General features: G+C 66.3%; 19 protein-coding genes. 13 read left to right on the top strand and 6 right to left on the bottom strand.

Annotated features, from left to right (window positions below; translation table 11 throughout):
• Window positions 1-35: 35 nt before the first annotated feature.
• The 5 genes from L593_RS05905 (at window position 36) to L593_RS05885 (ending at window position 3,795) form a co-directional block, all read left to right on the top strand.
• Window positions 36-734 carry a TetR/AcrR family transcriptional regulator gene (locus L593_RS05905; RefSeq protein WP_020446028.1) on the top strand — a complete coding sequence of 233 codons (699 nt, stop codon included), beginning with the start codon at window positions 36-38 and terminating at the stop codon, window positions 732-734.
• Window positions 735-829: 95 nt separating this feature from the next.
• Window positions 830-2,314, top strand: a complete 1,485-nt coding sequence (locus tag L593_RS05900; protein ID WP_049894345.1) for an MATE family efflux transporter — start codon at window positions 830-832, stop codon at window positions 2,312-2,314.
• 170 nt (window positions 2,315-2,484) lie between these two features.
• Window positions 2,485-2,823, top strand: coding sequence for a DUF4234 domain-containing protein (locus tag L593_RS05895; protein ID WP_020446026.1), 339 nt, complete (start codon window positions 2,485-2,487; stop codon window positions 2,821-2,823).
• Window positions 2,824-2,909: 86 nt separating this feature from the next.
• Window positions 2,910-3,227 carry a cupin domain-containing protein gene (locus tag L593_RS05890; RefSeq protein ID WP_020446025.1) on the top strand — a complete coding sequence of 106 codons (318 nt, stop codon included), beginning with the start codon at window positions 2,910-2,912 and terminating at the stop codon, window positions 3,225-3,227.
• A gap of 4 nt (window positions 3,228-3,231) precedes the next feature.
• Window positions 3,232-3,795 (top strand): GNAT family N-acetyltransferase, encoded by a 564-nt coding sequence (locus L593_RS05885; RefSeq protein WP_020446024.1) that lies wholly within the window; start codon window positions 3,232-3,234, stop codon window positions 3,793-3,795.
• Between the two features lie 294 nt (window positions 3,796-4,089).
• On the opposite strand, the gene thsA is transcribed toward L593_RS05885, so the two are convergent.
• The 5 genes from thsA to L593_RS05860 all read right to left on the bottom strand — a co-directional run bounded on the left by thsA (window position 4,090) and on the right by L593_RS05860 (window position 14,974).
• Complete coding sequence (gene thsA, locus L593_RS05880) at window positions 4,090-5,781, bottom strand: thermosome subunit alpha (protein ID WP_394296462.1); 1,692 nt, start codon at window positions 5,779-5,781, stop codon at window positions 4,090-4,092.
• Between the two features lie 692 nt (window positions 5,782-6,473).
• On the bottom strand, window positions 6,474-7,637 hold the full coding sequence (locus L593_RS05875; RefSeq protein WP_020446022.1) for a signal peptidase I: 1,164 nt from the start codon (window positions 7,635-7,637) through the stop codon (window positions 6,474-6,476).
• Between the two features lie 208 nt (window positions 7,638-7,845).
• Entirely contained in the window at window positions 7,846-8,703 is an 858-nt protein-coding gene (locus tag L593_RS05870; RefSeq protein WP_020446021.1) for a creatininase family protein, read from the bottom strand.
• A 118-nt stretch (window positions 8,704-8,821) separates the two neighbouring features.
• A complete protein-coding gene (locus L593_RS05865; protein ID WP_020446020.1) occupies window positions 8,822-11,626 on the bottom strand; it encodes a methyl-accepting chemotaxis protein in 2,805 nt (934 codons plus the stop codon).
• A gap of 369 nt (window positions 11,627-11,995) precedes the next feature.
• Window positions 11,996-14,974 carry a methyl-accepting chemotaxis protein gene (locus tag L593_RS05860; protein WP_020446019.1) on the bottom strand — a complete coding sequence of 993 codons (2,979 nt, stop codon included), beginning with the start codon at window positions 14,972-14,974 and terminating at the stop codon, window positions 11,996-11,998.
• A 414-nt stretch (window positions 14,975-15,388) separates the two neighbouring features.
• On the opposite strand from L593_RS05860, the gene L593_RS05855 reads away from it, so the two are divergent.
• Both L593_RS05855 and L593_RS05850 read left to right on the top strand, forming a co-directional pair.
• Entirely contained in the window at window positions 15,389-15,715 is a 327-nt protein-coding gene (locus L593_RS05855; RefSeq protein ID WP_020446018.1) for a hypothetical protein, read from the top strand.
• A 122-nt stretch (window positions 15,716-15,837) separates the two neighbouring features.
• The gene (locus tag L593_RS05850; RefSeq protein ID WP_020446017.1) at window positions 15,838-17,148 is read left to right on the top strand and encodes a hypothetical protein; all 1,311 of its coding nucleotides are present in this window, start codon (window positions 15,838-15,840) and stop codon (window positions 17,146-17,148) included.
• A gap of 127 nt (window positions 17,149-17,275) precedes the next feature.
• Here the strand turns inward: L593_RS05850 and L593_RS05845 are convergent, their stop codons facing one another.
• Entirely contained in the window at window positions 17,276-18,955 is a 1,680-nt protein-coding gene (locus L593_RS05845) for a CRTAC1 family protein (RefSeq protein WP_020446016.1), read from the bottom strand.
• A gap of 216 nt (window positions 18,956-19,171) precedes the next feature.
• Here L593_RS05845 and L593_RS05840 point away from each other — a divergent pair, with 216 nt between their 5' ends.
• The 6 genes from L593_RS05840 to L593_RS05815 all read left to right on the top strand — a co-directional run bounded on the left by L593_RS05840 (window position 19,172) and on the right by L593_RS05815 (window position 26,722).
• Window positions 19,172-20,122 carry a HEAT repeat domain-containing protein gene (locus L593_RS05840; RefSeq protein ID WP_020446015.1) on the top strand — a complete coding sequence of 317 codons (951 nt, stop codon included), beginning with the start codon at window positions 19,172-19,174 and terminating at the stop codon, window positions 20,120-20,122.
• A gap of 370 nt (window positions 20,123-20,492) precedes the next feature.
• Window positions 20,493-22,361 (top strand): ABC transporter substrate-binding protein, encoded by a 1,869-nt coding sequence (locus L593_RS05835; protein WP_144060705.1) that lies wholly within the window; start codon window positions 20,493-20,495, stop codon window positions 22,359-22,361.
• 25 nt (window positions 22,362-22,386) lie between these two features.
• Window positions 22,387-23,409 (top strand): ABC transporter permease, encoded by a 1,023-nt coding sequence (locus L593_RS05830; protein ID WP_020446013.1) that lies wholly within the window; start codon window positions 22,387-22,389, stop codon window positions 23,407-23,409.
• Window positions 23,390-24,517, top strand: coding sequence for an ABC transporter permease (locus L593_RS05825; protein ID WP_236608602.1), 1,128 nt, complete (start codon window positions 23,390-23,392; stop codon window positions 24,515-24,517). Before L593_RS05830 ends, L593_RS05825 begins: the two co-directional genes overlap by 20 nt.
• 37 nt (window positions 24,518-24,554) lie before the next feature.
• Window positions 24,555-25,601, top strand: a complete 1,047-nt coding sequence (locus L593_RS05820) for an ABC transporter ATP-binding protein (RefSeq protein ID WP_144060704.1) — start codon at window positions 24,555-24,557, stop codon at window positions 25,599-25,601.
• Complete coding sequence (locus L593_RS05815) at window positions 25,598-26,722, top strand: ABC transporter ATP-binding protein (RefSeq protein ID WP_020446010.1); 1,125 nt, start codon at window positions 25,598-25,600, stop codon at window positions 26,720-26,722. Before L593_RS05820 ends, L593_RS05815 begins: the two co-directional genes overlap by 4 nt.
• Window positions 26,723-26,777 lie beyond the last annotated feature (55 nt).

Raw genomic sequence — 26,777 nt, 5'->3', positions numbered from 1 at the left:
ACCCTTTTGACTGACCGGTTGGTCAGGTTATCGTGATGGACGATCCGGCAGCAGACATCATGGGCGCGACCTTTCGCGCCCTCTGCGATCACGGGTATGCGGAGCTGACGATGCGGGACATCGCCGAGGAGTCCGACCGGAGCAAGGCCGCCCTCCACTACCACTACGACGACAAGGAGGGGCTGCTCGTGGCCTTCCTCGACCACATGTACGACCGGTTCACCGACCGCGTCGGCGGCTACGGCGTCGACGGCGACGCGGCGCTACCGGACGACGTGGACGCCAGCGATCCGGACGAGCGGCTCCGCGCCTTCCTCTCGGCCGTGCTCCACCCACCGAAGGACAGCGACGACGTCCGCGAGTTCCGGACGGCGATGCTGGAGATCAAGGCTCAGGCGCCCTACAGCGACGCCTTCCGGGAACGGATCGCACGCTTCGACGCGTTCGTCACGGAGACCGTCACGGAACTGGTCGAGGCGGGCCAGGAGGCCGGGATCTACCGAGACTCGGCCGATCCCGCCCACGTCGCGCAGTTCGTCCTCGTGACTCACGACGGGGCGGACGCGCGACACGTGATCGCAGACGCGCCGGTCGACTGTGCGCTCGCCTCGCTCGAGGACTACCTCGACGGCTACCTGGTCGACGACGGGGCCGACCGGACGGAGAGCGGCTCCGAGGCACCGACGAGCGAGCAACTCACCGACGGCGGACGATCGGAGGCGGGTGAGGAGTGAGCGGTCCGGACGACGACTCGCCCGAGAGCGGCGGATCCGGGCCTCCAGAGCCTGCCAGCGATGAGCCCGACTCGCTCCTGGGCAAACTCGGCGCGATGTTCGGCGATCAGGAGAACCTCGAACTGACCGATGGCCCGATCGGGAAGCCACTGCTCTACCTCTCGGCGCCGATCATCGTCACGAACCTCCTGCAGGTCGCCTACAACCTCGCGGACACCTTCTGGCTCGGCCAGTACAGCACGGAAGCGCTCGCCGCGGTCACCTTCGGGTTCCCGCTGGTCTTCTTCCTCATCTCGCTGGGGATGGGCGTCGCCGTCGCGGGGAGCGTCCTCGTCGCCCAGCACACCGGCGCGGAGGAGTACGAGCAGGCGGAGTTCGCGGCCTCCCAGACCGTGACCTACGCCGTCCTCTTCTCGGTCGTCCTCGGGTCGATCGGCTACTTCTTCGTCGGCGACTTCGTCCGCGCGCTCGGCGCGGGGCCGGACGTCGCACCGCAGGCCGCGAACTACCTCGAGGTCATGTCGCTGGGGCTGTTCGCGATGTTCGGCTTCATCGTGTTCATCGACCTCATGCGCGGGGCCGGCGACACGGTCACGCCGATGCTCGTGATGTTCGGGACGGTGTTCCTCAACGTCGTGCTGGACCCGTTCCTGATCTTCGGCGTCGGGCCCTTCCCCGAACTCGGCGTCCAGGGCGCGGCGATCGCGACCGTCTTCTCCCGCGTCGTCGCGATGGGCGTCGGCGTCGCGATCATGTTCCGGGGCTACCACGGCATCCAGATCCGGCTCGGCGAGATGGTGCCCGATCCGACCTACGCCCGCCGACTGGTCAGGATCGGCGGCCCGGCGACCGTCGAGGGGACCGGCCGCTCGATCTCGGTGAACATGATGCTGTTCGTCGTCGGGACGTTCTCGACGCCGATCGTCGCGGCCTTCGGGGTCGGCGTCCGGGTCTTCTCGCTGATCTTCATGCCGGCGATCGCGCTGGACCGCGGCGTGGAGACGATGACCGGGCAGAACATCGGCGCCGGCAAGCCCGACCGCGCTGCGGTCGCCAACCACGTCGCCGCGAGGATCTCCTTCCTGATCCTGGCGGGCGTCGGCGTCGTGGTGTTCGTCTTCGCGCCGCAGATCGTCGCGGTCTTCGACAGCGATCCGGAGGTCGTTCGCGTCGGCTCGGATTTCCTGCGCTGGGTCGCGCCGACCTTCGGCTTCATCGGGATCGTGCGCGCCTACTCCGGCGGGTTCCGCGGTGCGGGGAAGACGCTCACCGCTGCCGCGCTCGCGATCATCATGCTCGGCGTCATCCGCGTCCCGCTGGCGTGGGTCGCCTCGCGCTCGATCGACGTCTCGACGATCGGCGTCGACGTCCCCGGCTTCGGCCGCCTGAGCGCCGACGTCCTCGCGGGCACGGCGATCGCCGACCTGCTCGCCGGTTCGATGAGCGAGACCGGCATCTGGCTGGCGTTCGCGGTCTCGAACGTCGCCGCCGCGGCGCTCGCCTACGCGTGGTTCACCCGGGGCACGTGGCGCGACGCCGACCTGACTGGCGAGCCGTCGCCTGCACCGGCGGACGACTGACGCCGACGCCAGGCCGACTTGGCCAGGTACCGGGCGCTCGCCGTTCCCCCAGCACGGTTCCGCAGCGAACCGTCCAGCTTTCTCGCCGGTAGGAACTGCCTTCGTTCTCGACAGCTGTCGGTAAGTTCTGCCGAATGATTAATGAGTCGAGAATCAAACAGTGCCCCTGTATGCCAACTGTCACCGATCCCTCGGCGTTCGAGGAAGGATCGCTCGGCCTCCAGATCGTCCTCTTCATCGTCACCTTCGGCATCTACGGGCTCTACTGGTACTACTCCACGAACGCCCAGCTCGCGGCGGGGACCGACGCGGAGTTCAGCCCGGTGGCGCGAACGCTCCTCTCGCTGCTCCCGTTCCTGGGGCTCTACTGGAGCTGGCAGTTCTGCAACGACGCCGAGGCCGTCACTGACCAGAGCGGTCCCCTGCTGTTCGTCCTGTTCATCGTCTTCGCGCCGATCTCCTGGTTCCTGATCCAGTCCGGCGTGAACTCGACGGCCGCGAGCGCCTGAACCCGGGCGGCGACGGGCCGCCCCGCCCCGCAGCGCTGCGCCGCGACACGAGTTTCTTTGGTCGATCGGGCGCGAGTAGCACCCGTATGAGCTACGACAGCGTCAACTACGAAGACGTCGAGCCCGCAGCACCGGGGATGCACTTCCTCCGGGACGCGCTCGACGCCGAGCAGGTCGGGGTCACGGTGCTCGACGCCGACGAGGGCTGGAGCGGTCTGGAGCACGACCACGCCGAGGACGGGCAAGAAGAGGTCTACGTGCTCGTCGAGGGATCGGCCACCGTCACGGTCGAGGGCGAAGCCGTGTCGATGGAGGCGGGGGACGTCCTCCGGATCGATCCCGAGGCGACGCGATCGATCGACGTCGAGGAAGAGAGCCAGTTCGTCCTCGTGGGTGCGCCCTGAGCCCGTGTCCGAGGACGACGCTCCCAACGACGAGATCGTCATCCGACGTGCCGAACCCGCCGACGCTCCGCGGATTCGCGAACTGAACGAGGTCGCCCTCCGGCAGGTCGACGCCTACGCGGAGGACGCCGTCGAGGAGGGCATGGACGAGGACCTCGAGGACGTCGAGGCGAACTACGTCGCCGTCGGCGGCGACTTCCTCGTCGCGGAGATCGACGGCGACAGCCAGGCGGAGGCGGACGCTCCCTCGATCGTCGGGATGGGCGCGCTCGAGCCGGTCGGCGACGCGACGTTCCAGGCCGACGCGATCGTCCGCCCGGGGGACGAGCCCGCGGGCGAGATCACCCGAATGCGCGTCGATCCCGAGTTCCAGCGCCGCGGTATCGCCACCCGACTCGTCGACCGCCTGGAGGAGCGCGCTCGCGAACTCGGCTACGCGACGCTCGTGCTCGACACGACCGCACGGCAGGAAGGCGCCCAGCGCCTCTACGAGGGCTTCGGGTTCGAGCACGAGGACACGGTGCAGTGGCGCGAGTACGAGGTGCTGCTGTACAGGAAGTCCCTGTAACCCGCTTCTCGCTCGGGGTCTCCGTCGCGGTCGGCGACCGGTCGGAGCCCGGCACCGGCGCTTCCCAACATGGATTGGGTCGAAGCGACGGTGGAACTGCCCGGGGTCGGCTGTGGCAGCGGCTCCTCGTTCGGTTCGACGGAAAATGGCCGACCAGCGTGGTCGGCCGACGGAAATTCGTATCGGGTGTGATCCGCGCCGACGCGCAGTGGGGAGACGCTCGGCGCGGCTGCAGTTAGTGTGCGGTGCGTGGCGGGTGGCGTCGAGGTGGTGAGGCGTGGGCAGTGACCGACTTCACATCGCGCCGCCCATGCCGCCCATACCACCCATGCCGCCCATGCCGCCGCCCATACCGCCGGGGCCGCCGGGACCGCCTGCCGCGTCGTCGTCATCGTCGCCGGTCTGGCCGCCCTTCAGGTCGCCAGCGGCGATCACGTCGTCGATGCGCAGGATCATCACGGCCGCCTCGGTGGCGGACTCGATGGCCTGGGTCTTGACTCGCAGCGGCTCGACGACGCCGTCCTCGGAGAGGTCGGCGACATCGCCGGTGTAGGCGTCGAGGCCCGCGTTGGAGTCGCCGTCGGCGTGCTCGCTACGGAGCTCGACGATGGAGTCGATCGGGTCGAGACCGGCGTTCTCGGCGAGGGTGCGCGGGATGACGTCCAGCGCCTCGGCGAAGGCTTCGACGGCGATCTGCTCGCGGCCGCCGACGGAGTCGGCGAAGTCCTGCAGTGCGAGGCCGACCGCGATCTCGGGTGCACCGCCGCCGGGGACGACCTTGCCGTCCTCGAGCGTGGTGCGGACGACGCCGAGCGCGTCCTCGATGGCGCGCTCGACCTCGTCGACGACGTGCTCGGTGCCGCCCCGCAGGATCAGCGTGACGGACTTGGCCTCCTCGACGTCCTCGACGAAGATCTGCTGGTCGCCGCCGACGTCCTTCTGGGCGATCGAGCCCGCGAAGCCGAGGTCGTCGGCCTCGACGTCGGAGACGTTCGAGACGACGTTGGCGCCCGTCGCGCGGGCGAGCTTCGAAGCGTCACTGGACTTCGTGCGGCGGACCGCGAGGATGCCCTCCTGTGCGAGGAAGTGCTGGGCCATGTCGTCGATGCCGTCCTGTGCGAAGACGGCGTCGGCGCCGGCCTCGGCGAGCTGGTCGACCATCTCCTTGAGCTGCTCTTCCTCCTGGTCGAGGAACTCCTGGAGCTGGTCGGGGTCGGTGACGTTGACCTCGGCGTCGATCTCGGTCTCGCGAACCTCCAGCGCGTCGTCGAGCACGGCGACGTTGGCGTCCTCGACGGCGTAGGGCATGTCGTCGTGGACGCGCTCCTTCGAGATCAGCACGCCCTCGACGAGCTCGGACTCCTCGATGGCGCCGCCGACGACGTCCTCGACCTTGATGTTCTCAGTGTCGATGCCCTCCTCGTCGGCGACGGAGCGGACAGCCTGCACGACGAGGGAGGCGAGGTGGTCGCGGGCGTTCTCCGCGCCCTTGCCGGTCATCGCCGTCGCGGCGATGTTCTCGAGGATCTCCGTGTCGGACTCCTCGACGTCGATCGCGATGCCCTCGAGGGCGTCCTTGGCCTCCTCGGCGGCCTGGCGGTAGCCCTGCGCGAGCGTGGTGGCGTGGATCTCCTGGTCGAGCTGGTCCTCGGCCTTCTTGAGGAGCTCACCGGCGACGACCACGGCCGTGGTCGTCCCGTCGCCGACCTCGCTCTCCTGGGTTTCCGCGACCTCGACGATCATGTTGGCCGCGGGGTGCTCGATCTCCATCTCCTTGAGGATCGTGACGCCGTCGTTCGTGACGACGACGTTCCCCGTGGAGTCGACGAGCATCTTGTCCATCCCTTTCGGACCGAGTGTGGTCCGAACGGACTCGGAGACGGCCTTGCCGGCCGTGATGTTCATCGACTGAGCGTCCTTCCCCGACGTGCGCTGGCTGTCGTCGGAGAGTACGATCAGCGGCTGGTTGCCCATCTGCTGTGACATAGGTATCGCGTTGATTGATTGTGATTCTATATAAACCTTTTGCACGGGTCCCGCCGATCGCCGGACGGTACCACTATCGCCTGGTGTGTTACACCGTGACGGACTGGGTTTAAATATCAGAAATCGCTTTGAATCTGGATTAACGTCGACCGCCTCGGAAGCCTCCGAGCGGTCGGCCCGTTCCGGTCCCGAGGGACTCGCTCCGCTCGCCTCCCGACCGTCGCGGAATCACGGATTCCGCTCAGTCCCGCCCTGCTGATTTCCTACGTGCACGCCACTCCTGTGGACCACGTCGGCGCGCGCTTTGCGATGGCTGCGAGCCCCGAAGCGGGCGAGCAGCCAATCGCCGACACCGTGCGAGGGCCGAGCACCGGAGGCGAGCGAAGCGAAGCCGAGGAGCGCAGAAGGCTGGGGAGGAATGAGGCTGTCTGGGTGGACATCGAAGGGGGCCGATCGCTCCGGGAAGCCGGGCGAAGTAAGCACTGGACTGAACGAACGAATGTGAGTGAAGGAAGCGCACAGCGAGCCCCGCGAGCCCCGCGAGTCACGCGAGCGAAGCGAGCGTGACGTCGTCGGAGCTTGCTCCGACGGAACTGGAGCGATCGGGGGCTTTCGGATACGTTTAGCGTGCGACCTGTGCCACCGACGTCGCTGAATCCTGGTCTCCCAAGAGAAGCATTCGAATTCGACCGTCAGAACCAGCGAAAGACGGCCCGCCGCACCTGCTCGGTCAGCGGCCGCCCGCTCCCACCGGGCCGCACCCGGATGTCGTCGGTCCCCAGCAACGCGACCCCCGCGAGCACCACCAGCCCGCCGACCACGAGATCGATCAGCACGATGGCGAACACCGGATGGACGTCGTGGGCGGCCTCGATCATCCCGGGCGGGAGCACCATGATGTAGCGGTGCTCGGAGACGTGCCGGTAGTGGATCCCCTCCTGTTCGGCGGCCTGGATCGTCGCGGTCGCGGTCTCCGTCGAGCGACCGCCGACGGTCACGCGGTCGGGCTGGACGTCGACGTCGCTGGAGTGGGGCTCCACGATCGCGACGGTCGGAACGAGGCCGGCGTTGTTGACCGGATACTCGATCTCGGCGGTCCCACCCGGCTCCACGGAGAGCGGATCGCTGGACGGGTCCCCCTGGCTGGCGACGCCGAACTCCTGCACGCCACCCGGAATCACCATCGCCGCGGTCGCGAGCAACACGACGACGATCGCGACCGCGCCGACGGCCGACCAGAGTTTGATGACGTGCTCGCGGTCGGTCCGGCGGTCGGTCACCCGGACGCCGCGGCCGCCCCCGCCGGAGGCCAGCGCCACCAGCGCGAGCCCGAGGCCGACGAGTAGGAGGCCGAAACCGCGCGGGCTCGTCGCCGCCCCGAGGCCGAGGGTGTTCGCGAGCCCGCTACGGACGCCGCCTGCGACCGAGCCGATACCACCGACCACGGTGCCGAGGTGGGGGATGGTTACGACGGTACCGCCGATCCGGAGGGCCTCCGCCTCGACCTGCTCGTCCCTGACGATGGGTTCGGGCCCGTCCTGGTCGGTGAACGGATTGTTGTCGCCTTTGGTGACGTATCCCTCGTCGGTCACCTCGACCACGCGGTGGGTGGTCAGCCCGCCGCCGTCGAGTTCGCGTGCGCGATAGACGACGACGTCCCCTTCCTCGACGTCGCCGGCGAGGGGCTGTGGGATCGAGACGAACCCGTCGCCCTGGTCGATCGTCGGCTCCATGCTGTTGGAGCTAACGTAGCCCAAGAGAATCGGCGTGCCGAGCAGGTGGCCGACGACCAGCGAGAGGATCACGACGATCAGGACCGCGGAGGCGATCCTCCCGGCCCACTCGCGGGCCGTCACTGCCGGACCCCTCCAGCGGCCCTCACGCGGCGCATTACTGTCACCTAACGATGGGGTTCGATGTTATACCTGTTGGGCCCGTCCGTTCGCCGCCCGGTCGACCACAGCGTCGTCCCGAGAACCCCTACGCGAGCACTGCCGACCCGTCGCGATAGCCGTCGCAGGGTCGCGAGCACCGTCGCACCGATCGAGCACCGCGCTCCGGCGGTTACCGAGCGATGTCGTGTATCTCGCCGAGCAGCGACGCCAGTTCCTCCGTCAGCAACTCGAAGATCGCCCCACCGGCTTTGGCGCTCGCGTACTCGGGCTCGCCGATCGCGCCGCTCTCGGAGAAGGCGTCGAACGATCGGTACGTCGAGACGGGTCCACCCTCCAGCAGGTCCGTTCCGCCACGCTCGTAGGGCGTTTCCAGCGGTTCCGCGGGCTGGTCCTCGCCGACGAGGTCCGGGTGGAGGTGCAGCATGAGGGAGGTCTCGAACTCCCCGCCGTGGGCCATCCCGCCCGGATCGCTCTCTCGGACGTCCTCGAGGAGGCCTGCCGCCAGCTCGAAGTACGTCACGCCCACGACCTCCGCGTCCGGGTTGGCGACGCCGATGGTGCTCACCGCGCCGTCGACGAGCGAAGCGTTGCCGCCGTGACCGTTGACGAGGAGGATCGCGTCGAACCCCTCGTCGTCTCCGGCACCGAGCCCACTCTCCGCGAGGTCCTCGAGGACGCCGAGGAGCCGCTGGAAGCCGAGCGTCAGCGTGCCGCCGAACGGCAGGTGGTGAGGCGAGTAGCCGGTCCAGACCGCCGGCGCGACGAGTGCCGGGACGGTGGCCTCCTCACCGGCGCCGTCCGCATCACCATCGGCGCCGGTCGCCTCAGCGACGCCACCGTTCGCCTCAGCGACGCCGCCGTGGGCGATGGCTTCCGCCAGCAGGCTGTCGGTTGCGACCGGGAGGTGCTCGCCGTGTTGCTCGACGCTCCCGACGGGAACGACGAGGATCGATCCCGGCTCGGCGGCGACGGCCCGGATCTTCGGGGCGGGCCGTGCCGCGAGGCTGGTGGCTGGATCGAGGTGCATACCCGGGGATCCGTTGGTGGCGAGCAAATGGCTTTCGACGGCGATGAACTGGCAACGGAAACCGCGTTCGTTCGACGGTTCGCTGCGGTTCGACGGCCGAGCGGGTCGGGGCCCGCGCTTACTCGTGGCCGACGGCTTCCTTGATCTCGACGGCGAGGGCGTCGCCGATGCCCTCGACCTGTGCGAGCTGGGCCTGAGTGGCCGCCCGGAGGTCGGCGACGGTCTCGTAGCCGGCGGCGCGGAGCGCCTCGGCCTTGGCGTCGCCGACGCCGGAGACGTCGGTCAGCGCGCCTTCGGCGACGTCAGCACTGTCGTCGCCCGCGCCGTCGTCCTCGCCGGGATCGCTGCCGGCGTCGCTTCGTTCGGCCTGGCCGAAGTCGAAGACGTCCTCACCGGTCTGGTCGGTCGCCTCGTCGGTCTGGTCGGTCGCAGTGCCGACGTCCTCGTCGCCCCGTGCCTCGTCCGCTGGCTCCGCCGCTGGCGAGGCAGCCGGCTCGTCGGCACCGCCTTCCGGCTCCGTAGCGGCGTCGGCCCCGAAGTCCTCGACAGCAACGTCGTGATCGAAGGCGTCGACGTCGTCGTCGACGCCGTCGTCGTCGGCCTCCCCAGCCGGCTCCTCGCCTTCCCCGGTGCCCTCGAGCGCCTCACCTTCGAGCATGCGGGTCTCGGCGCCCTCGACCTCCGCGTCGGTGTCGAAGCGATCGAGCGCCTCCGACAGGCGGGCCGCCTGCTCGGAGAGGTCGCTGGCGGAACTCGACACTTCGGTGAGCGCCGTGGTCTGCTCTTCGGCGGCCGCAGCGACGGACTCGGACTCCGCGGTGGTCTCTTCGCTGATCGTCGCGGCCTCGTCGACCATGGCGACGACCTCCTCGGTCGTGGCAGCCTGCTCCTCCGTCGCAGCCGAAATTTCCTGGACGCCGGTGTTGGTCTCGCCTGCGTACTCGGCGATCTCTTCGAGTGCCTCGACGGCGTTGGCCACCTGCGTGCTGGCCTCGTCGACGTCCTCGCTGGTCTGTTCGACCTCCTCCGCGGAGCGCTGGGTCTGCTCGCGAATCGACTCGAGGCGGTGTTCGATCTCCTCGGCAGCGTCCTTGGCGTCCTGGGAGAGCTCCTTGACCTCCTGGGCCACGACGCCGAAGCCGCCATCCTCTTCGCCGCCGGTGGTGCGAGAGGCCTCGATGTTGGCGTTGAGCGCGAGCATGTTGGTCTGGTCTGAGATCTCCTGAATCCGCTCGATCAGTTCGTCGATCTGGGAGACCTCCTGTTCGAGCTGCGCGATCTCCTCGACCGCCCGGCTGGACTCGTCCTCGATCTCGCGCATGGAGGCGATCGCGGCCTGTGCGGCGTCGCGACCAGCCCTGCCGGTCTCGGCCGTCTGTTCCGCGATGTCGGCGACCTCGTTCGACGAGGCGGCGATCTCCTCGGTGGTCGTCGAGAGGTCGGACATCTCCTGGTTGACGGTCTGGAGGGAGTCGTTCTGGCGTTCGGCGCCGGCGGAGATCTCCTGGACGGAGTCGCTGATCTGCTCGCTGGCAGAGCGGACCTCCTCGCTGGAGGCGGTGACCTGCTCGGAGGCGGTCGCGACTTCCGCGGCGAACGCGTTCAGGCCCTCCACCGTCTCTTCAATCTCGGCGAGCATCTCGTTGTACTCCTCCGCGATGGCCGCCATCGCGTCGTTGTCCGTCGAGGTCTCCATCCGTGCGGTGAGGTCGCCGTCGGCGGCCTGCTGCATCACCGTGGAGTAGTCGTCCGCCGTCGATTCGAGCTCCATGTTGATCCGCTGGATGCGCTCGCGCTCGGCCTCGGCCTCTTCGCGTGCGGACTGGGCCTCCTGGATCTGCTCGCGCAGCGACCGTCGCATGTCGTCGAAGGCGCTGTAGAGCTGCCCGATCTCGTCCTTGCGGCCGGTCTCGAGGTCCACGTCGAGTTTGCCCTCCTCCATGGACTGGGCCTTCGACTGGAGCCGTCGGAGCGGCGTCACGGTCTGACGACCGAGGACGAAGCCCATGATGCCCAGCGAGAGGAAGGCGACGGCGAGGATCATCAGGACGCTCTGCCCGACGGTGTCCCGGACTACGTACGCGTCGCTCTTGGGGATGCTCGTCACGGCGACCCAGTCGTCGGCCGTCCCCGGACCGTTGACTGGTGCGTAGGCGCGCAGTTCGCCCCCGTTGGAGGTGAACTGAACGTTCCTGGTCTCGAGGGCGGCGTCGATCGCCTCCCGCTGGTTCTGGTCGTCGATCGTGCCGTCGGCCGTCTCGGAATTTTGGCTGAGTACGTACTGGTAGTCGGCGTTGACGATGTCTGTCGACTGCGTCGAGTGCTGCTGGGTAAGCTGGTCGATTCGCGTCTGGATCGCCGCGTCGATCACGACGACCCGCTCGGAGTTCGTCGAGGTGGGCGTCGCGAACGCGATCGCCTGCGTTCCCGAGAGCGCGTTGGACTCGTAGCTCCCCTCGGACATCCACATGGTGCCACCGAAGAACTCCTCCTGAAGCGATTCCGACGCCCAGGGATCGTCGACGGATTCGAAATCGTTCCCCTCGATGGTGTCGACCGTCGAGAATACGACGGTGTCGTTCGAGAAGTCGATCACGTGTATCGCGACGTAGTCGTCGAGGTGCGCCTCGTAGGAGGTGATCGCTTCGCCGTCACCGTTGGCGACGTTCTCGAGGTTCCCGATCGCGCGGGACTGCTGTTCCATCAACTGGGACCACTCGTCGAGCGAGTCGGCCTGCATCTCGGCGCTGGATCTGAGTGTATCCTGTCTGCTGTCCTCGATCGTCGTGTTGACCTGTGCGTACCCCACGTATCCCACGATCCCGATTGCCAGGACGACGAACAGAATCGAGACGACGAACTTCGCGGTGTACCGACGCTGTATAAATGACGGAAGCAGATACGACGTGAGTTTCGGTGTCATACGCTCGTTCGACCCCCTACTACTGACATAGGTAAGCCCTCCTACCCTCCTCTATTAAAATTGTTGGATTGCTGAACTGATGGGGAGTTTCTACCAATTTATCACAACCATGTTCATCGTCGATGAAGGATGGTCTACAGCCGCCTCACACGCTCTTGCGTGCGATTGTTCCACTCGCTGGTTTCTCGATGGCGGGGAGGCCCGGTTCGACCGATCGAACTGTCCCGATGACGGGATCGTTATATGTTCTCGTTCGCCCCGGATCGGGCCTTCGGTGTGGGCGGCGATCCATCGGTGCCGGCAGTACGACGCCACGTCACGTCGTCCGCCGCGAGGAGAAACAGCTCGAACGGTCGCGCCCGCCGACGCTTACTCGTGGCCGACGTCGTCCTTGATCTCGACGGCGAGAGCGTCGCCGATGCCCTCGACCTGTGCGAGCTGGGCCTGGCTGGCCGCCCGGAGGTCGGCGACGGTCTCGTAGCCGGCGGCGCGGAGCGCCTCGGCCTTGGCGTCGCCGACGCCGGAGACGTCGGTCAGCGCGAGGTCGGCGACGTCGCCGGCTGCTTCGGCTGCGTCGTCACCGGCGCCCGCGGACTCGTCGTCGAGGTCGCCGACGACCTCGCTGCCCTCGGACTGGCCGAAGTCGAAGACGTCCTCGCCGGTCTGGTCGGTCTCCTCCGCGGCGGTGTCGGCGTCCGGTTCTGCGTCGTCGACGCCCTCGGCATCGTCAGTATCCATCGGCTCCACGGGCTCGGCGTCGTCGGGCTCCGCTGCCGGCGACGCTGCGGGCTCGTCCGCACCGCCTTCCGGGCCAGCAGCGGTGTCGGCACCGAACTCGTCGGCCTCGACGCCAGGCTGGAAGGCGTCGATGTCCTCGTCGACGTCGTCGGCGGATTCAGCGGGGGTGCCGTCGTCGAGTTCGTCGCCCTCGGGTAGCTCCTCCTCGGTGAGGTCGCCGTCGGGCAGCTCTTCGTCGCCCAGACCGCCCGCTGGTGACTCCTCGTCGATTTGCTCGCCTTCGAGCATGCGAGTCTCGGCGCCCTCTAGCTCTGCGTCGGTGTCGAAGCGATCCAGGGCTTCGGAGAGGCGTGCTGCCTGCTCGGAGAGGTCGCTCGCGGAGTTCGACACTTCCGTCAGTGCGGTCGTCTGCTGCTCGGCGGCCGCGGCGACGGACTCGGACTCCGCGGTGGTCTCTTCGCTGATCGTCGCGGCCTCGTCGACCATGGCGACGACCTCCTGGGTGGAGGCGGCCTGCTCCTCGGTGGCTGCGGAAATCTCCTGGACGCCGGTGTTGGTCTCGCCTGCGTACTCGGCGATCTCTTCGAGTGCCTCGACGGCGTTGGCCACCTGCGTGCTGGCCTCGTCGACGTCCTCGCTGGTCTGTTCGACCTCCTCCGCGGAGCGCTGGGTCTGGTGCCGGATCGACTCGAGCCTGTCCTCGATCTCCTCGGCAGCGTCCTTGGCGTCCTGGGAGAGCTCCTTGACCTCCTGTGCGACGACGCCGAAGCCGCCGTCGCCCTCGCCGCTGGTGGAACGAGAGGCTTCGATGTTGGCGTTGAGCGCGAGCATGTTGGTCTGGTCGGAGATCTCCTGAATGCGCTCGATCAGTTCGTCGATCTGGCCGACTTCCGTCTCGAGCTGGTTGATCTCCTCGACTGCCCGGCTGGACTCGTCCTCGATCTCGCGCATGGAGGCGATCGCTGCCTGTGCGGCGTCGCGACCTGCCTTCCCGGTCTCGGCGGTCCGCTCTGCGATGTCGGCGACCTCGTTGGAGGAGGCGGCGATCTCCTCGGTGGTCGTCGAGAGGTCGGACATCTCCTGATTGACGGATTGCAGCGAGTCGTTCTGTCGCTCGGCGCCAGCCGAAATCTCCTGGACGGAGTCGCTGATCTGCTCGCTGGCGGAGCGGACCTCCTCGCTGGAAGCGGTGACCTGCTCGGAGGCCGTCGCGACCTCGGCGGCGAAGGCGTTGAGTTCCTCGATGGTCTGTTCGATCTCGGCGAGCATCTCGTTGTACTCGTCGGCGATCGCTGCCATCGCCTCGTTCTCCGTCGTGGTCGCCATCCGCGCGGTGAGGTCGCCCTCGGCGGCGCGTTGCATGACGTCGCTGTAGTCGTCGGCGGTCGCCTCCAGTTGCTTGTTGATGCGCTGGATGCGCTCGCGCTCGGCCTCGGCCTCTTCGCGTGCGGACTGGGCCTCCTGGATCTGCTCGCGGAGGGAGAGACGCATGCTGTCGAAGGCGCGGTAGAGCTGGCCGATCTCGTCCTTGCGGCCGGTCTCGAGGTCGACGTCGAGGTTCCCTTCCTCCATGGACTGGGCCTTCGACTGGAGCCGTCGGAGCGGCGTCACGGTCTGACGACCGAGGATGAAGCCCATAATGCCCAGCGAGAGGAAGGCCACGGCGACGATGGCGAGGAGGAGCTGTCCGACGGACTCGCGGACCTCCTGTCCGACCGTGTCACGGACCGCGTACGCCTCCTCTTTGGGGACGCTGGTGACGGCGACCCAGTCGGTGGCCTGGGACGGCCCGTCGACCGGCGCGTACGCCTGCAGCGAATCGCCGTGGTCGCTGAACGCCACCGTATCGTCGGCGAGAGCCTGCTCGACCTGGGAGAGCTCTTCCTCGTGGAGGTGGACCGCCCCACTGGCGTTATCCTGGAGCACGAATGCTCCCTCTTCGTTGACGATCTGTGTGGTGCGTGCCGAGCCCTCTCTCGAGAGCTGCTCGAGCCGGATGTCGATGGACGCCGTCAGCACGACCGCGCGATCGGGGTTCTGTGTCGGCGCGGCGAAGGCGATCACGCGTCGGCCCGGCACCGAGACGGAGGGGTAGGCACCGTCGGAGACCCAGACCTGGCCACCGGAGATGTTCCGGGCGAGCCCGTCAGTCGCCCAGGGCTCGTCGATTTCGCTGAAACTGGTCCCCGAGTCGAGTTCGCTCGTCCCCGCCGTGGACGTCAGGACTTCCTGATCCTCGAGGTGGACGAGGTGGATCGACGAGAACCCGTCGAGCGTCGACGCGTACGCGCTCAACCGTCCCCTGGCGTTCTGTGGCGACCCGTCGGACACGTCGGGGAGTTGTCCGACGAGCCGTGCCTGGTACTCCATCCTGGTGGTCCACTCGTTCAGAGAACCGGCCTGGAGTTCGGACGTTTCGCGGAGGTTGTTCTCGGTTTCCTCCCCGATCTGTCCCTCGATGCTATTCTCGATGGTCGAAACCTGTGCGTACCCGACGTACCCCACGATCCCGATCGCCACCAAGACGAAGAGAATCGAGACGACGAACTTCGCGGTGTACCGGCGCTGGATGAACGACGGGACCAGGTAGGAAGAGATGTTTGGTGTCATTTTTGTGTTACGACCCTCCCGCGTATGGCATGTGGTAGACGAACCCTCCTCCGGATATTAAAGGTGTTGGCTCGCTAAATCTACGGAACCGGACGTCCGTGGACGCTCACGCCCTCTGGACTCAGTTCTCCGGACGGCATTTCATATGGAAGATAGTTCCTTCTTCTTATAGATTGCTGCCAGGACTGCTGGTATGACGGGCCTAGTGTCACCTCGAACGAGGGTACGTTTTCGAATCGAAAGCAAATCGCGCCGGCCGCCGAAGGGTGTGGAGCCCACGCCGTTTCACCCTCCCTGGCACCTGGGTGGCTCCGAACGACGCTCGCCCACGGCGCGAATCGCTCCCTGGTGATCGGTGCCTCGTCGCGACGGCCTGTCCGCGCCTTTATTACGCGCCGTCGATCACGTGGTGGCATGTCGAGCGATCGGTCGCAGGCGACGCCTGGCCCTTCACAGCCAGACGAGTTCTGGCCGCGATTCTGGTTCAACGTCTGCTCGTACTCGGAGTACTACTTCATGCTCCTGATCGCCGTGACGATCATGGCCGTGCTCAACGCCGTGGCGATGCTCCTCGCCGAGCAGTCGACGGCCTCCTTCGTGATCGCGACCATGGTGTTCGTGATCCTCGGCCTCACGGCGCTCGCCGTCGGATTCGTCCTCTGGCAGTGCAAGCAGCTGCGCGGCCCCGACCGGGAGAAGCTTGAAGGCGTGGAGCCCACCGATCGGTCGCAGGAGGAGTGACGCGCCGCTGCTCGAACCGCTGGCCCATGCGTTCGAGCCGCTGCCTCCGGGGTCGCTCCCCTCACGCGTCGGGGGAATACTGGCACGACACGCATTTATTCGTCGCATACTAGCCTGTGGGCATGTCACCAGATCCCTCACGGGCGATCCCCCGACGTGAGTTCGTCCGGAGCGCGGTCGCCATCGGCGGTGCCAGCGCGCTCGCCGCCTGTCTGGAAGCAGAATCGAACAGCGACGATCCCGGCGAACCGCAGTTCCCACAGGGTCCCGAGGACCTCTCGATGCTCCCCGAGCGCCAGCACGCCTGGAACGCCTATCTCCGACGATCGCCGAGCGGGAACACGAACTTGCCCGAACAGCAGCTCGTTCTGTTCTACCGGTACACCGGTTCGGTGCCGCCGGCGGAGGACGAGCGGACCGCCGTCGAGGAGACGCTCCGATCGATCGAGCGGGCCTACCAGCGCGGGACGGGCGGCGACACGAGCGCCACGTTCTCCCGTGGACTCCTCTTCATGCTCGGCTATTCTCCCTCGTACTTCGATCGCTTCGACGAGTCGCTGCCCGAGGACGTCGGCCTCCAGCGACCCGAGGACGTGATCGACCAGCTCGACGAGGACGCCACGCCCGAGGAGGCCGACGTCGCAATCTTGCTCAACAGCGACTTCGGCTCGATCCCGCTGGCCGTCGAGGAGGCGCTCGCCGGCGAGGTCGATCGGATCAACGGCATCGACGTCGGCGGCGACTTCTCCTCGGTCTTCGAGCAGATCGGCCGTCGCCCCGCCGTCGTCGGCCGCGGGAACCCCGCCGAGGAACTCGACCACCCCGAGATCGAGGAGGAGTCACCGCTCTCGATGGGGTACAAATCCGGCTTCGACGACTCGAACCCGCCCGAGGACGCGGTCACGATCGAGGACGGCCCGTTCGATCAGGGCACCACCCAGTTGGTCAGCCGGATGGGGATCGACCTCGACGGCTGGTACGACATGAGCGAAGAGGAACGGGTCACCCAGATGTTCGGTACCAGCTACGACACGGAGGACGTCGGGGACACTGGCGAGAACCTCGGCGGCCACAGCCGCATCACCCCTGACGACACCGAAAACCTCGAGGAGAAGGCTGCCGAACACGGACGGCTCGGCCACTCACAGAAGACGGCTCGTGCGCGAGACGATTCGTTCCAGACGAAGATCCTCCGGCGGTCGGAAGGCAACGTCTCCGACCCCGAGTTCGACGCCGGGATGAACTTCACCTCCGTCCAGCGCGACCTCGCGAACTTCGTCGAGGTCCGCGAGGCGATGAACGACCTCGGGAGCGACGACATCGACGCCCACCACAGCGGGATCGTCGACTTCCTCACCGTCGTTCGGCGGGGCACCTACCTCGTGCCGCCCCGCTCGAAGCGGGCGCTCCCGTCGCCGCGCCCCGACGACTGATCGTCGCGGCACTCGAGGAGCCGCCGATCGTGCTGCTGGGGAGCGCGAGTTGCATAGCAGACTGCACGGTTCGCCTGGCCGGAAGGCACCGTTTCTCGCGCCGGACAGCGGAGAGCGTTGCCCCGGCTTACTCGTCGTCGTAGGCGAGTCGCTCCTGGATCCCGGCGGGCGTGACGCGGATCCGCTGTCCCGTCTCGACGTCTTCGAACGTCCGTTCGGTCCCGTCTGGCCAGACGATCCGGAGTTCCTCGACGACGGAATCGCTGCCGGTCCCGACGTGGATCACGGGGCTGTCCTGTGACTGGAAGTCCGTGCGACCGTTGGCGAAGTAGTGCTGGGTGTCGCCGTCGACGGTCGCGTACACGGTTGCCCCGACGGCCGTTCGCTCCTCCCCCGCGCCGACCAGGACCTGCAGTGAGGCCCCCTGCTCGCCGTCGTTTCGATAGAGGCGGTAGGACTCGTCGTACGTCGCGACGCCGACGTCGACGTCGCCGTCCACGTCGTAGTCGATCTGTCCGACGCCGCGACCGTTGGCAACCTCGAGGCCGATTTCGTCGGCGTCCTGTCGGTAGAACTGGCCGTCCTGCTGCACCCAGACGCCGGGCAGCGGGTAGACCGGTTCGTCGTCGTCGAAGGTGACGACGGTCTGGGTGCTGTGGAAGGCGTCCTGCTCGCCGTCGCTGTCGAGGTCCGCGACCACGGTACCCCAGCCCCAGCCGCCTTCGGCGATGCCGACCTCGCGGCCGACGCCGTCGTAGCTCGATCCGTTGGCGACGAGAATGTTGTTGCCCTGGAGGCGCTTCCCGAGCCTGTTGTTGAGGAAGTTGCTGAACAGCCGTCGCTCCATGGCTGGCAGTTCCACGATCCGCTCTTCGGGGAAGAAGATGTTCGTGACGAAGATCTCCGGTCGGCCGTCGCCCTGCAGGTCCGCGATCTCCGAGGACATCCCGTTGCGATCCGTGACGCCGGCCATCGTTCGCTTGGTGAAGGTGCCGTCGCCATCGTTCACGTACAGCGTGTCGTTGAAGTAGTCGTTCGCGGCGTGGATGTCCGGATGGCCGTCACCGGTGAGGTCGACGAAGCTAGTCGCCAGCGTCCAGTGCGGGCCGCGGCCGTCGGGGCCGATTCCCGCGTCGGTCGCACGCTCGAAGCCGTCGCCACAGCTCCCCCGGTAGAGGACGTTGGGGTTCCCGTTGTCTTCCTGCCAGTCTTCGCCGTGCCAGCCTGCCGGACTGCCATCGTACCAGAGCCCGTACTGGGCGACGAACACGTCGAGACAGCCGTCACCGTCGTAGTCGGCGGTCGAGGCACCGACGGGATTCGTGTACCGCGTTTCGAAACCAGCGTTCTCGTGCACCAGCTGCCCCTCCTCGTTGTCGAGGTAGACCGCCGTCCCGTTCCGGGGGAAGAGCAGCAGTTCGTCGTAGCCGTCGCCGTCGTCCTCCAGCCAGAGGGCGCTCTGGATTCGTCCGGCCCCGTCCTCGGTCAGTCGCGTCACGTTGGGCAGGGCGTCCGACCGTTCGAGACCGTCCTCGGTGTTCCGGTAGAGCGCAGGTTGCTCCCCACCGATCACGAAGACGTCCTGTCGGAGGTCGCCGTCGAGATTGCCCACGTAGATCCCGTCGTTTCCGTTCCCGGCGCCGCCTTCGACTGAGGCGTAGGACAGTCCTACTTCCTCGGAGACTTCGGTGAATGCGAGCTCGGTCTCGCTGGGCGGCGGCGAGTCGGTCGCCGGCGCGACGCTCACGATACAGCCGGCCGTGAGTACGACGAGGAAGAGCACTGCGACCCCGGTCCCGACGCGCATACCTCATCAATCTTCCTCCCGTGAATAAGTGTGTCGGACGCCAGCAGGGGCCGTAACGGGCGACGCGACAGTGGCCTATCGCGGGTCGATACGCACGTGGGGACCGAGGCCATCACGTTTCGGCCGTCCGATGCTCGAAACCGTCGACACCGGCTGATATAGGCCGGAGCTACGGAACCGTGAGGTACTTCAGCGTGTGCACGTTCCACACTATCCATGACCGAACAATCGCCCCCCGAACCCCCCGAGGACGAACAGATTCTCACCACAGCCCGGGAGCGACCGGGGCAGGTCGACGTGGAAGCACTCGTCGAGGTTCTCGACGCCGACGAGGGCCAGGCACGCAACGAGGCGCTCATGGCCCTCGGCCGCGTCGCCGATTACGACGCCGACATGGTCGTCGAGTACACCGACGAGTTCATCGAGTCGCTGAACGACGGCTTCCCGGTCGCGGAAAGCTCCGCGGCCCAGGTCCTCTCTCGCATCGCCAACGAGTACCCCGAGGAGGTTCGTCCCGCCATTCCACGGCTGATCGAGATGCTCGATCAGATTCCGCCGCTGACGGGGTATCGCGCCGGCCGGACGCTCGCTCCACTCCTCGCCGAGTTCCCGGAGGACTTCGTCTCCGAGGCCGATCAGCTGATCGACGTGGTCAACGATCCACAGGACGCGTCCGTGCCGACCGAAGAGGACTACGAGCGCATGGACAACGAGGAGCGTGCGAAGACGGAGGACCGGCTCCAGTCACGCGCCCAGCAGGCCCGCGCCGACGTCGCCAGGAGCTTCGGTATCAGGGAGATCGCGGCGAACTCCCTCGTCGAAGTAAGTGAACGTGCCCCCGAGGCCGTTGCACCTCGCATCGAGGACCTTACACCGGCCCTCTTCACCGACCCGCCGATCGCACAGGCAGCGACGATAGACACGATCGCGAACATCGCCCAGCACGATCCGGACGCCGTCGATCCGGTCGTCGACGATCTGATCGAGGTCACCCAGACGCAAGTCAATTCCATTCGTGCGCACGCAATCCAGGCCCTCGGGCACGCGGGGGCCACCGAAGCGGCCGATCCCCTCCGGGAGCTTGCAGCATCGGACGATCCGGAACTGACCGAGGAACTGCAGGACCTCGCGGCCGAGACGGCCGACTTCCTCGAAGCGCAGGACTAGCGCGATCGTTCGCGAGTGGTTTTTCGCCGATTGGAGGTCGTCGTCGTATCGTTTACGAACAGTCGACGGACTCGCGTTCGGACGATCGACTGCTACGGCGTCGATAAATTTGAACGCTGCCAGATTTACTCGCTCACGAGCGATTTTATATCCAACGGGGATGCGACGCCCCGACGAATCGCCCATCGATCGCTCGAATGTCGCATTTACCCCGCTGCCATCCGTCGATTTTTCCCGGGCCGCTTCGACGGTAGCCCCTCGTTCTGGCCGACGATCCGAGCAGCGGTATCCCGTCACTTTCCCGGTCGCATGCGACCGCATCCCGACATATGAAACATTTATGTATGTGTAACCATGACTGAGTGACCGTATGGCAGATAGCCATTCAAGTGGGGACTATAGCGACGTGGTCTCCCGACGGAAATTCGTATCGCTCGCTGGCACCACAGGAGCGGCAGCCGTCGCCGGCTGTATCGGTGGCGACGGAGACGGTGATGACAGTGACAGTGACTCTGGTTCGTCCGACGGTGGCGACTCCGGATCCGACACCGGTGGCGACGACACCGGCGGTGACGACTCCGACGGTTCCAGCAGTGGACCGACCTACCCCGACACGAACCGCTGGTTCGTCACGTTCTCGGGGTCGTTCACTCCGGACCAGTTCCAGTACAACCCCCTCGTCGGCTGGTTCATCCCGCACGACCAGTTCGGCCTGTTCGCGCCGTGGGTCAAGTACCTGAACGGCCTCGACGAGTGGGTGCCCCACCTCGTCACGGACTGGGAGCACGACGGGAACGAGTTCGTGCTCACCGTCTCCGACCAGTTCACCTGGGGCACCAGTGGTGAGACCGTCACTGCCGAGGACCTCAAGCTCCAGCTCGAAATCCAGAAGAATGCCAACGACGCTGCCTGGGACTTCATCGTCGACGGTGGCGTCAACGCCGCGAGCGACACGGAGCTCCGCATCGAGTACGCCGAGGGTACCCGCCCGTCCTTCGTCACCTACTCGGTCCTGCCCAAGGTTGCGGCCTACGCCCCGTCCATCTGGTCGGGGGAGGAGGACAACGAGTCGCCGGCCGAAGTCGAAGTCAACACGCCCGACCCGTCCGGACCGATTGCGCTCACCGAGGCGACGTCCAACTACAACCGGACGCGACCTCGCGACGGCCTCGACGACTACGAGGACCACTTCCTCGCGGATCACTACAACTGGAATGGCTACAAGATGGAGTACCGGTCCTCCAACAACGCAGCCCACCAGTCCATGATCGCCAACGAGGTCGACGGGATTCACAGCATGTTCGTGAAGCCCGGGACGCTCGAGAACTTCCCGGACACCTGGAGCCAGTTCCAGATCCCCGGCAACTTCGGGATGGCGATCTGGCCGTGGCACGGTGACGGTCCGTTCAGCGAGCGCAACGTCCGGCAGGCCTTCTACTACTCGCTGGACCGCGGTTCGATCATCCAGAACGTCGGTGAGACCACGAAGGTCAGCCACCACCCGGCCCCGACTGGGCTCACGTGGGCGTCCGTGGACTCCTACCTCGGCGACAAGGAGCCCGAGGGCTTCAACGTCTACGACCTCGACCTCGACCAGGCCGAGTCCCTGCTGAGCGAGGCAGGCTACTCCTTCGGTGACATCGACGCTACCATCGCGTTCCCGTCCGGCTGGTCCGACTGGGCCGTCGCGGCGCAGTCCGCCATCGACCAGCTCAACAACGCCGGCTGGAACGCCTCCAGTGACGCCCGTTCGGGCGGTCCCGGTGGCTACATCAACCAGCTGGGCGAGGAGTTCCCGCTCGGCGTCGACCAGCACACCCCCGGTGGGCAGCCCCGTCAGAACCTGCCGTACTTCGGGTTCCGGTACATCCTCCGGAACGTGCTGCGTGACCCCGAGGGTCACTTCGCAGGGTACACGAAGGACGAGGTCGAGCTCCCCGAGGTCGGCACCGTCAACATCGACGACACCCTCGACGCCCTGTCGACTGCAACCGACGAGGCGGAGCAGGAAGAGCTGATCCGGCAGCTCGCACTCGTCGTCAACAAGGACGTGCCCGTCTTCTACATGATGGAGAAGTACGAGCAGTCCTTCATCAACACCCGGAAGTTCTCGATTCCGGAGTCCTCGAAGCACTTCAACGCCTTCTGGCCGCTCTGGTGGCTGCCGAAGCTGGACGAGAAGCTCGAGGACGCCACGGAAGAGGACACCCCCGGCCTGCTGAAGGCAAAGCCGGAATAACCGCCGCAGAGCGTTTTCATTCTTTATGAACTGGTACGTAAAACGGACCGGGCAGGCGCTGTTTACGCTCTGGTCAGTCGTGACGCTGGCGTTCATCCTCGTGCAGCAGATGCCGGGGAACATGGTCCAGCGATACGTCGACCAGGTTCTGAGGAACCGTCCCAACGCGAACCCCGAGCAGGTTCGACAGAGCATCGAGAACCAGCTGGTGTACGATCCGGACGCACCGCTGTGGGAGTCGTACCTGACGTACATGGAGAACCTCATCATCGAACAGAACCTGGGGTACTCCATCGAAGCCGGTGAGAATCTGAACTCGGTGATGGCCGACGCCGTCCCGTGGACGCTGTTCGTGATGTCCATCGCGACGTTCGGGCTGTTCGGATTCTCTCTCATGCTCGGTGCCATCATGGCATACAAGGAGGGATCGATCTTCGACCTCTCGAACACCGTCCTCGGCATCGTGACGACTTCCGTTCCCTACTACGTTGCAGGGATCCTCCTGATCATCTACGTCGGGTACGGAGACGGCCTCATCCTCGACTGGTTCCCCGTACGGAACCGGCTGCCGGCCGACGTGGATCCGGGATTCACGCTCGCGTTCGTCGTCGGGGCATTCCAGCACGCAATACTGCCTGCACTGTCCTACATCCTCACAGCGTACGGACTCCTCGCGCTGTCGATGCGAGGCAACAGCATTCAGACGCTGGGTGAAGACTACGTTCGGGTCGCGGAGCTCCGTGGACTCCCGTCCCGTCGGATCGCACTGCGGTACGTCGGTCGGAACGCCGTCCTGCCGCTATACACCAGCCTCCTGATCTCGATCGGGTTCATGCTCGGGGCGTCGGTCATTCTCGAGCAGATCTTCCAGTATCAGGGGGTCGGCTTCTGGATGTTCCGGGGCATCGAGAACAGGGACATCCCACTGATGATGTCGGTGTTCCTGCTGATTACGATCACCGTCGTTATCGCGACGTTCTTCGCCGACCTGAGTTACGGGTGGCTGGATCCGCGGATCAAATCGGGTGATGAAGGTGAAGCCTACTGAACGAGACGAGGTCATGACGGACGGCGGCAACGCCATGTTCGAGGACGCCGAGGCCACCGACGTCGGCCCGGCCCAGCAGTTCAAGGAAGTCCTCTACGAGGGCGTGGTCGCTCCCGCGAAGATCGCCTGGTCGGACTGGCGGACGAAGACCGGGATCGTGATCCTCGGGAGTTTCGTGGTCATCGCGCTGCTGGTGATGTCGCACCGGAACGGGATCGACATCCTGAACACCCTCATCGGCCCCGTCTCACCGTGGGAGCTCGCCGAACCGACGAGTTCCTACGGCTGCAGTGGGGGCAAGGGTGGCGAGTGTGCGGTCGGCTATCCCAACTCGCGGCAGCCGTTCACGTACTGGGACACGCCACTCGGCACCGACGGCAGTGGACGTGACCTGCTATCCGCGGTCATCTGGAGCACGCCGCGCATGCTCAAGATGATCGTCGCAGGCGGCGTGTTCTCGATCGCGATGGCGACGATCGTCGGCACGGTCGCGGGCTACAAGGGTGGCACCACGAACACGGTGCTGATGACCCTGACCGACATCGGGATGTCGATCCCCGGCCTTCCGCTGGTGATCGTCCTGATCGCGGTCATCGACCCGCAGTCGCCGTACGTGATCGGCACGCTGATCGTGATCAACGTCTGGGCGGGGCTCGCCCGAACGATCCAATCACAGGTGCTCTCGGTTCGCGAACAGTCCTACGTCGAAGCGTCCAGGACGATGGGCGTCAGTACGCCCAGGATCATCCAGAAGGATATCTTGCCGAATCTGATGCCGTACATCATGGTCAACTTCGTCTACGCGGCACGGCGAGTGATCTACGACAGCGTCGCGCTGTTCTTCCTGGGCTTCCTGACGTTCGAGACTATCGCGAACTGGGGGCTGATGATGCAGTGGGCCCGTGCGAACGGCAACGCGTTGACCGTTCCGGAAGCCCGCTACCAGATCCTCGTCCCGATGGTACCGATCGTCGTCCTGTCGTTCGGTCTGATCCTGCTCTCGCAGGGAACCGATCGACTCTTCAACCCGCGCGTTCGCACGCGACACGAAGGTGAAACCGTGGAGGAGGAGGGCGAGGACGAAGAGATCCAGCCCGCCATGATGTAAGATGAGCACGCACAACACATCCACCGAGGACACGACAATGCACAACACGTCGGATCCGATCCTCGAGCTCCGGAACACCGAGGTCGTCTTCGAGATGAGTCGCGGGGTCTCCCGCGTGCTCGACAACGTCGACCTGGACATCCAGCGCGGGGAGATCCTCGGCATCGTCGGCGAGAGTGGCTCCGGAAAGTCCATGCTCGCCTCCGCGATGCTCGATGCGGTCGTCGATCCCGGCGTGCTCTCGGGCCAGATCACCTACTATCCCGACGACAGGGATCCGGTGAACGTCCTGGGGCTGAGCGACGAGGAGCTCCGAAAGCTTCGCTGGGAGGACATCTCGATGGTCTTCCAGGGAGCGATGAGTTCGTTCAACCCGACGATGTCGATCAAGGGCCACTTCGTCGAGACGCTCGAGGCCCACGACTACGACCGAGAGGAGGGGATGGACCGGGCCAGACAGCTCCTGGCCGACCTCTACCTCGACCCCGAACGCGTACTCAAGTCGTACCCCCACGAGCTGAGTGGCGGGATGCGACAGCGGGCGCTCATCGCACTGTCGGTCGTGCTCGAGCCCGACGTGCTCGTCATGGACGAGCCGACGGCCGCGCTCGACCTGCTGATGCAGCGTTCGATCCTCTCCCTGCTGCAGGGACTCAAGGACAAGTACGACCTGACGATGGTGTTCATCACCCACGACCTGCCGCTCGTCGCCGAGCTGGCGGATCGGATGTCGGTGATGTACGCCTTCGAACTCGTCGAGAAGGGATCGACGGAGGAGATCCTTCGAAACGCGGCCCACCCGTACACGCGGGCACTGCTGAACTCAACGCCGAACCTCGACGCGCCGCTCTCAGAGATGCGTTCGATCGACGGTTCCGCGCCGGACCCGGTGAACGTGCCGGAGGGCTGTTCCTACCACCCGCGGTGCCCGCTCGCCGACGAGCAGTGCACGGCGGAGGCTCCGGACTTCCACGAGGTCAGCGACACCCACAGAGTGGAGTGCTTCCACTGGGAGGACGCGTCGGAGGCGATTCCGTTCAACATCGACCAACAGCAAGCGACCCCTGAGGAGGAAGCACAATGAGCGTAGAGAACACCCGACAGACCGGTGACGAGGCTCTCATCTCGCTGGAAGACGTCGAAGTCCACTTCGAGGAGAGTCAGGGTATCTTCGACTTCAGCGATCCGGACGTCGTTCGCGCAGTCGACGGTGTCAGTCTCGATATCTTCGAGGAGGACGTCGTCGCACTGGTCGGCGAGTCCGGCTGTGGGAAGACGACGCTCGGCAAGACCTGCATCGGGCTACAACGCCCGACGGGTGGCAGCGTCAAGTACCGCGGCCAGGACATCTGGGACGCCAAGGACGGCAAGGGCGACGTCGAGATTCCCTACAAGGACATCCGGCGTTCCCTGCAGATTATCCACCAGGACCCCGGTTCGTCGCTGAACCCGAACCGCCGGGTCATGAAGATTCTCGAAGCTCCGCTCAAGCGCTGGCAGAGCCAGATGAGCGCGGGCGACCGCCGCGGGCAGGTGCTCGCCATGCTCGAGGAGGTCGGGATGACGCCGCCGGACGACTACGCCGGTCGGTATCCCCACCAGCTCTCGGGCGGCGAGAAGCAGCGCGTCGCGCTGGTTCGCGCCCTGCTGATGGACCCGGACCTGATCCTGGCCGACGAGGCCGTCAGCGCACTCGACGTGTCGCTTCGGGTCGAGATGATGGACCTCATGCTGGATCTGCAGGACAAGTTCGACACGTCGTTCGTGTTCGTCTCGCACGACCTGTCGAACGCGCGCTACTTCGCGGCCCACAGCGGCGGCCGCATCGGCGTGATGTACCTCGGCGAGCTCGTCGAGATCGGTCCCGCCGAGAAGATCATCAACAACCCCCAGCATCCCTACACCAAGGTGTTGCGCTGGGCGACGCCGGACCTCGCGCCCGGCAGCCAGGGCAGCGAGAAACCGCCGGTGCGCAAGATCGACATCCCGGACCCGCAGAACCCGCCGCCGGGCTGTCGGTTCCACACGCGCTGTCCGGAAGCGCGGCAGGTCTGCATGGAGCAGACGCCGCCGGAGTACTCCACCGAGGAGCTCCACGAGACGAAGTGTTTCCGAGAGGACGACTCACACGAGTACTGGTCGAGTCCGCAGATCACCGACGACTCGGACGAAACCAGCGGCCTCTACTCCGAGGCCGACGACTGAGTCGACCCTTCTCTTCGCTCGCTACTGTTCGGTAGCTGTCGGTGTAGCGGTCGCA

Origin of the sequence: Salinarchaeum sp. Harcht-Bsk1, assembly GCF_000403645.1 — an archaeon.
GTDB lineage: Archaea > Halobacteriota > Halobacteria > Halobacteriales > Salinarchaeaceae > Salinarchaeum.
The sequence above is the reverse complement of the archived record's forward strand: the minus strand, read 5'-3'. Positions and strand labels throughout refer to the sequence as shown.

Coding starts and splice junctions, on each gene's coding strand:
- L593_RS05855 (WP_020446018.1), top strand. CDS start 15,389: ATGTCGAGCGATCGGTCGCAGGCGACGCCTGGCCCTTCACAGCCAGAC.
- L593_RS05895 (WP_020446026.1), top strand. CDS start 2,485: ATGCCAACTGTCACCGATCCCTCGGCGTTCGAGGAAGGATCGCTCGGC.
- L593_RS05850 (WP_020446017.1), top strand. CDS start 15,838: ATGTCACCAGATCCCTCACGGGCGATCCCCCGACGTGAGTTCGTCCGG.
- L593_RS05900 (WP_049894345.1), top strand. CDS start 830: ATGTTCGGCGATCAGGAGAACCTCGAACTGACCGATGGCCCGATCGGG.
- L593_RS05865 (WP_020446020.1), bottom strand. CDS start 11,626: ATGACACCGAAACTCACGTCGTATCTGCTTCCGTCATTTATACAGCGT.
- L593_RS05820 (WP_144060704.1), top strand. CDS start 24,555: ATGCACAACACGTCGGATCCGATCCTCGAGCTCCGGAACACCGAGGTC.
- thsA (WP_394296462.1), bottom strand. CDS start 5,781: ATGTCACAGCAGATGGGCAACCAGCCGCTGATCGTACTCTCCGACGAC.
- L593_RS05835 (WP_144060705.1), top strand. CDS start 20,493: ATGGCAGATAGCCATTCAAGTGGGGACTATAGCGACGTGGTCTCCCGA.
- L593_RS05845 (WP_020446016.1), bottom strand. CDS start 18,955: ATGCGCGTCGGGACCGGGGTCGCAGTGCTCTTCCTCGTCGTACTCACG.
- L593_RS05830 (WP_020446013.1), top strand. CDS start 22,387: ATGAACTGGTACGTAAAACGGACCGGGCAGGCGCTGTTTACGCTCTGG.
- L593_RS05905 (WP_020446028.1), top strand. CDS start 36: ATGGACGATCCGGCAGCAGACATCATGGGCGCGACCTTTCGCGCCCTC.
- L593_RS05860 (WP_020446019.1), bottom strand. CDS start 14,974: ATGACACCAAACATCTCTTCCTACCTGGTCCCGTCGTTCATCCAGCGC.
- L593_RS05840 (WP_020446015.1), top strand. CDS start 19,172: ATGACCGAACAATCGCCCCCCGAACCCCCCGAGGACGAACAGATTCTC.
- L593_RS05825 (WP_236608602.1), top strand. CDS start 23,390: ATGAAGGTGAAGCCTACTGAACGAGACGAGGTCATGACGGACGGCGGC.
- L593_RS05890 (WP_020446025.1), top strand. CDS start 2,910: ATGAGCTACGACAGCGTCAACTACGAAGACGTCGAGCCCGCAGCACCG.
- L593_RS05815 (WP_020446010.1), top strand. CDS start 25,598: ATGAGCGTAGAGAACACCCGACAGACCGGTGACGAGGCTCTCATCTCG.
- L593_RS05870 (WP_020446021.1), bottom strand. CDS start 8,703: ATGCACCTCGATCCAGCCACCAGCCTCGCGGCACGGCCCGCCCCGAAG.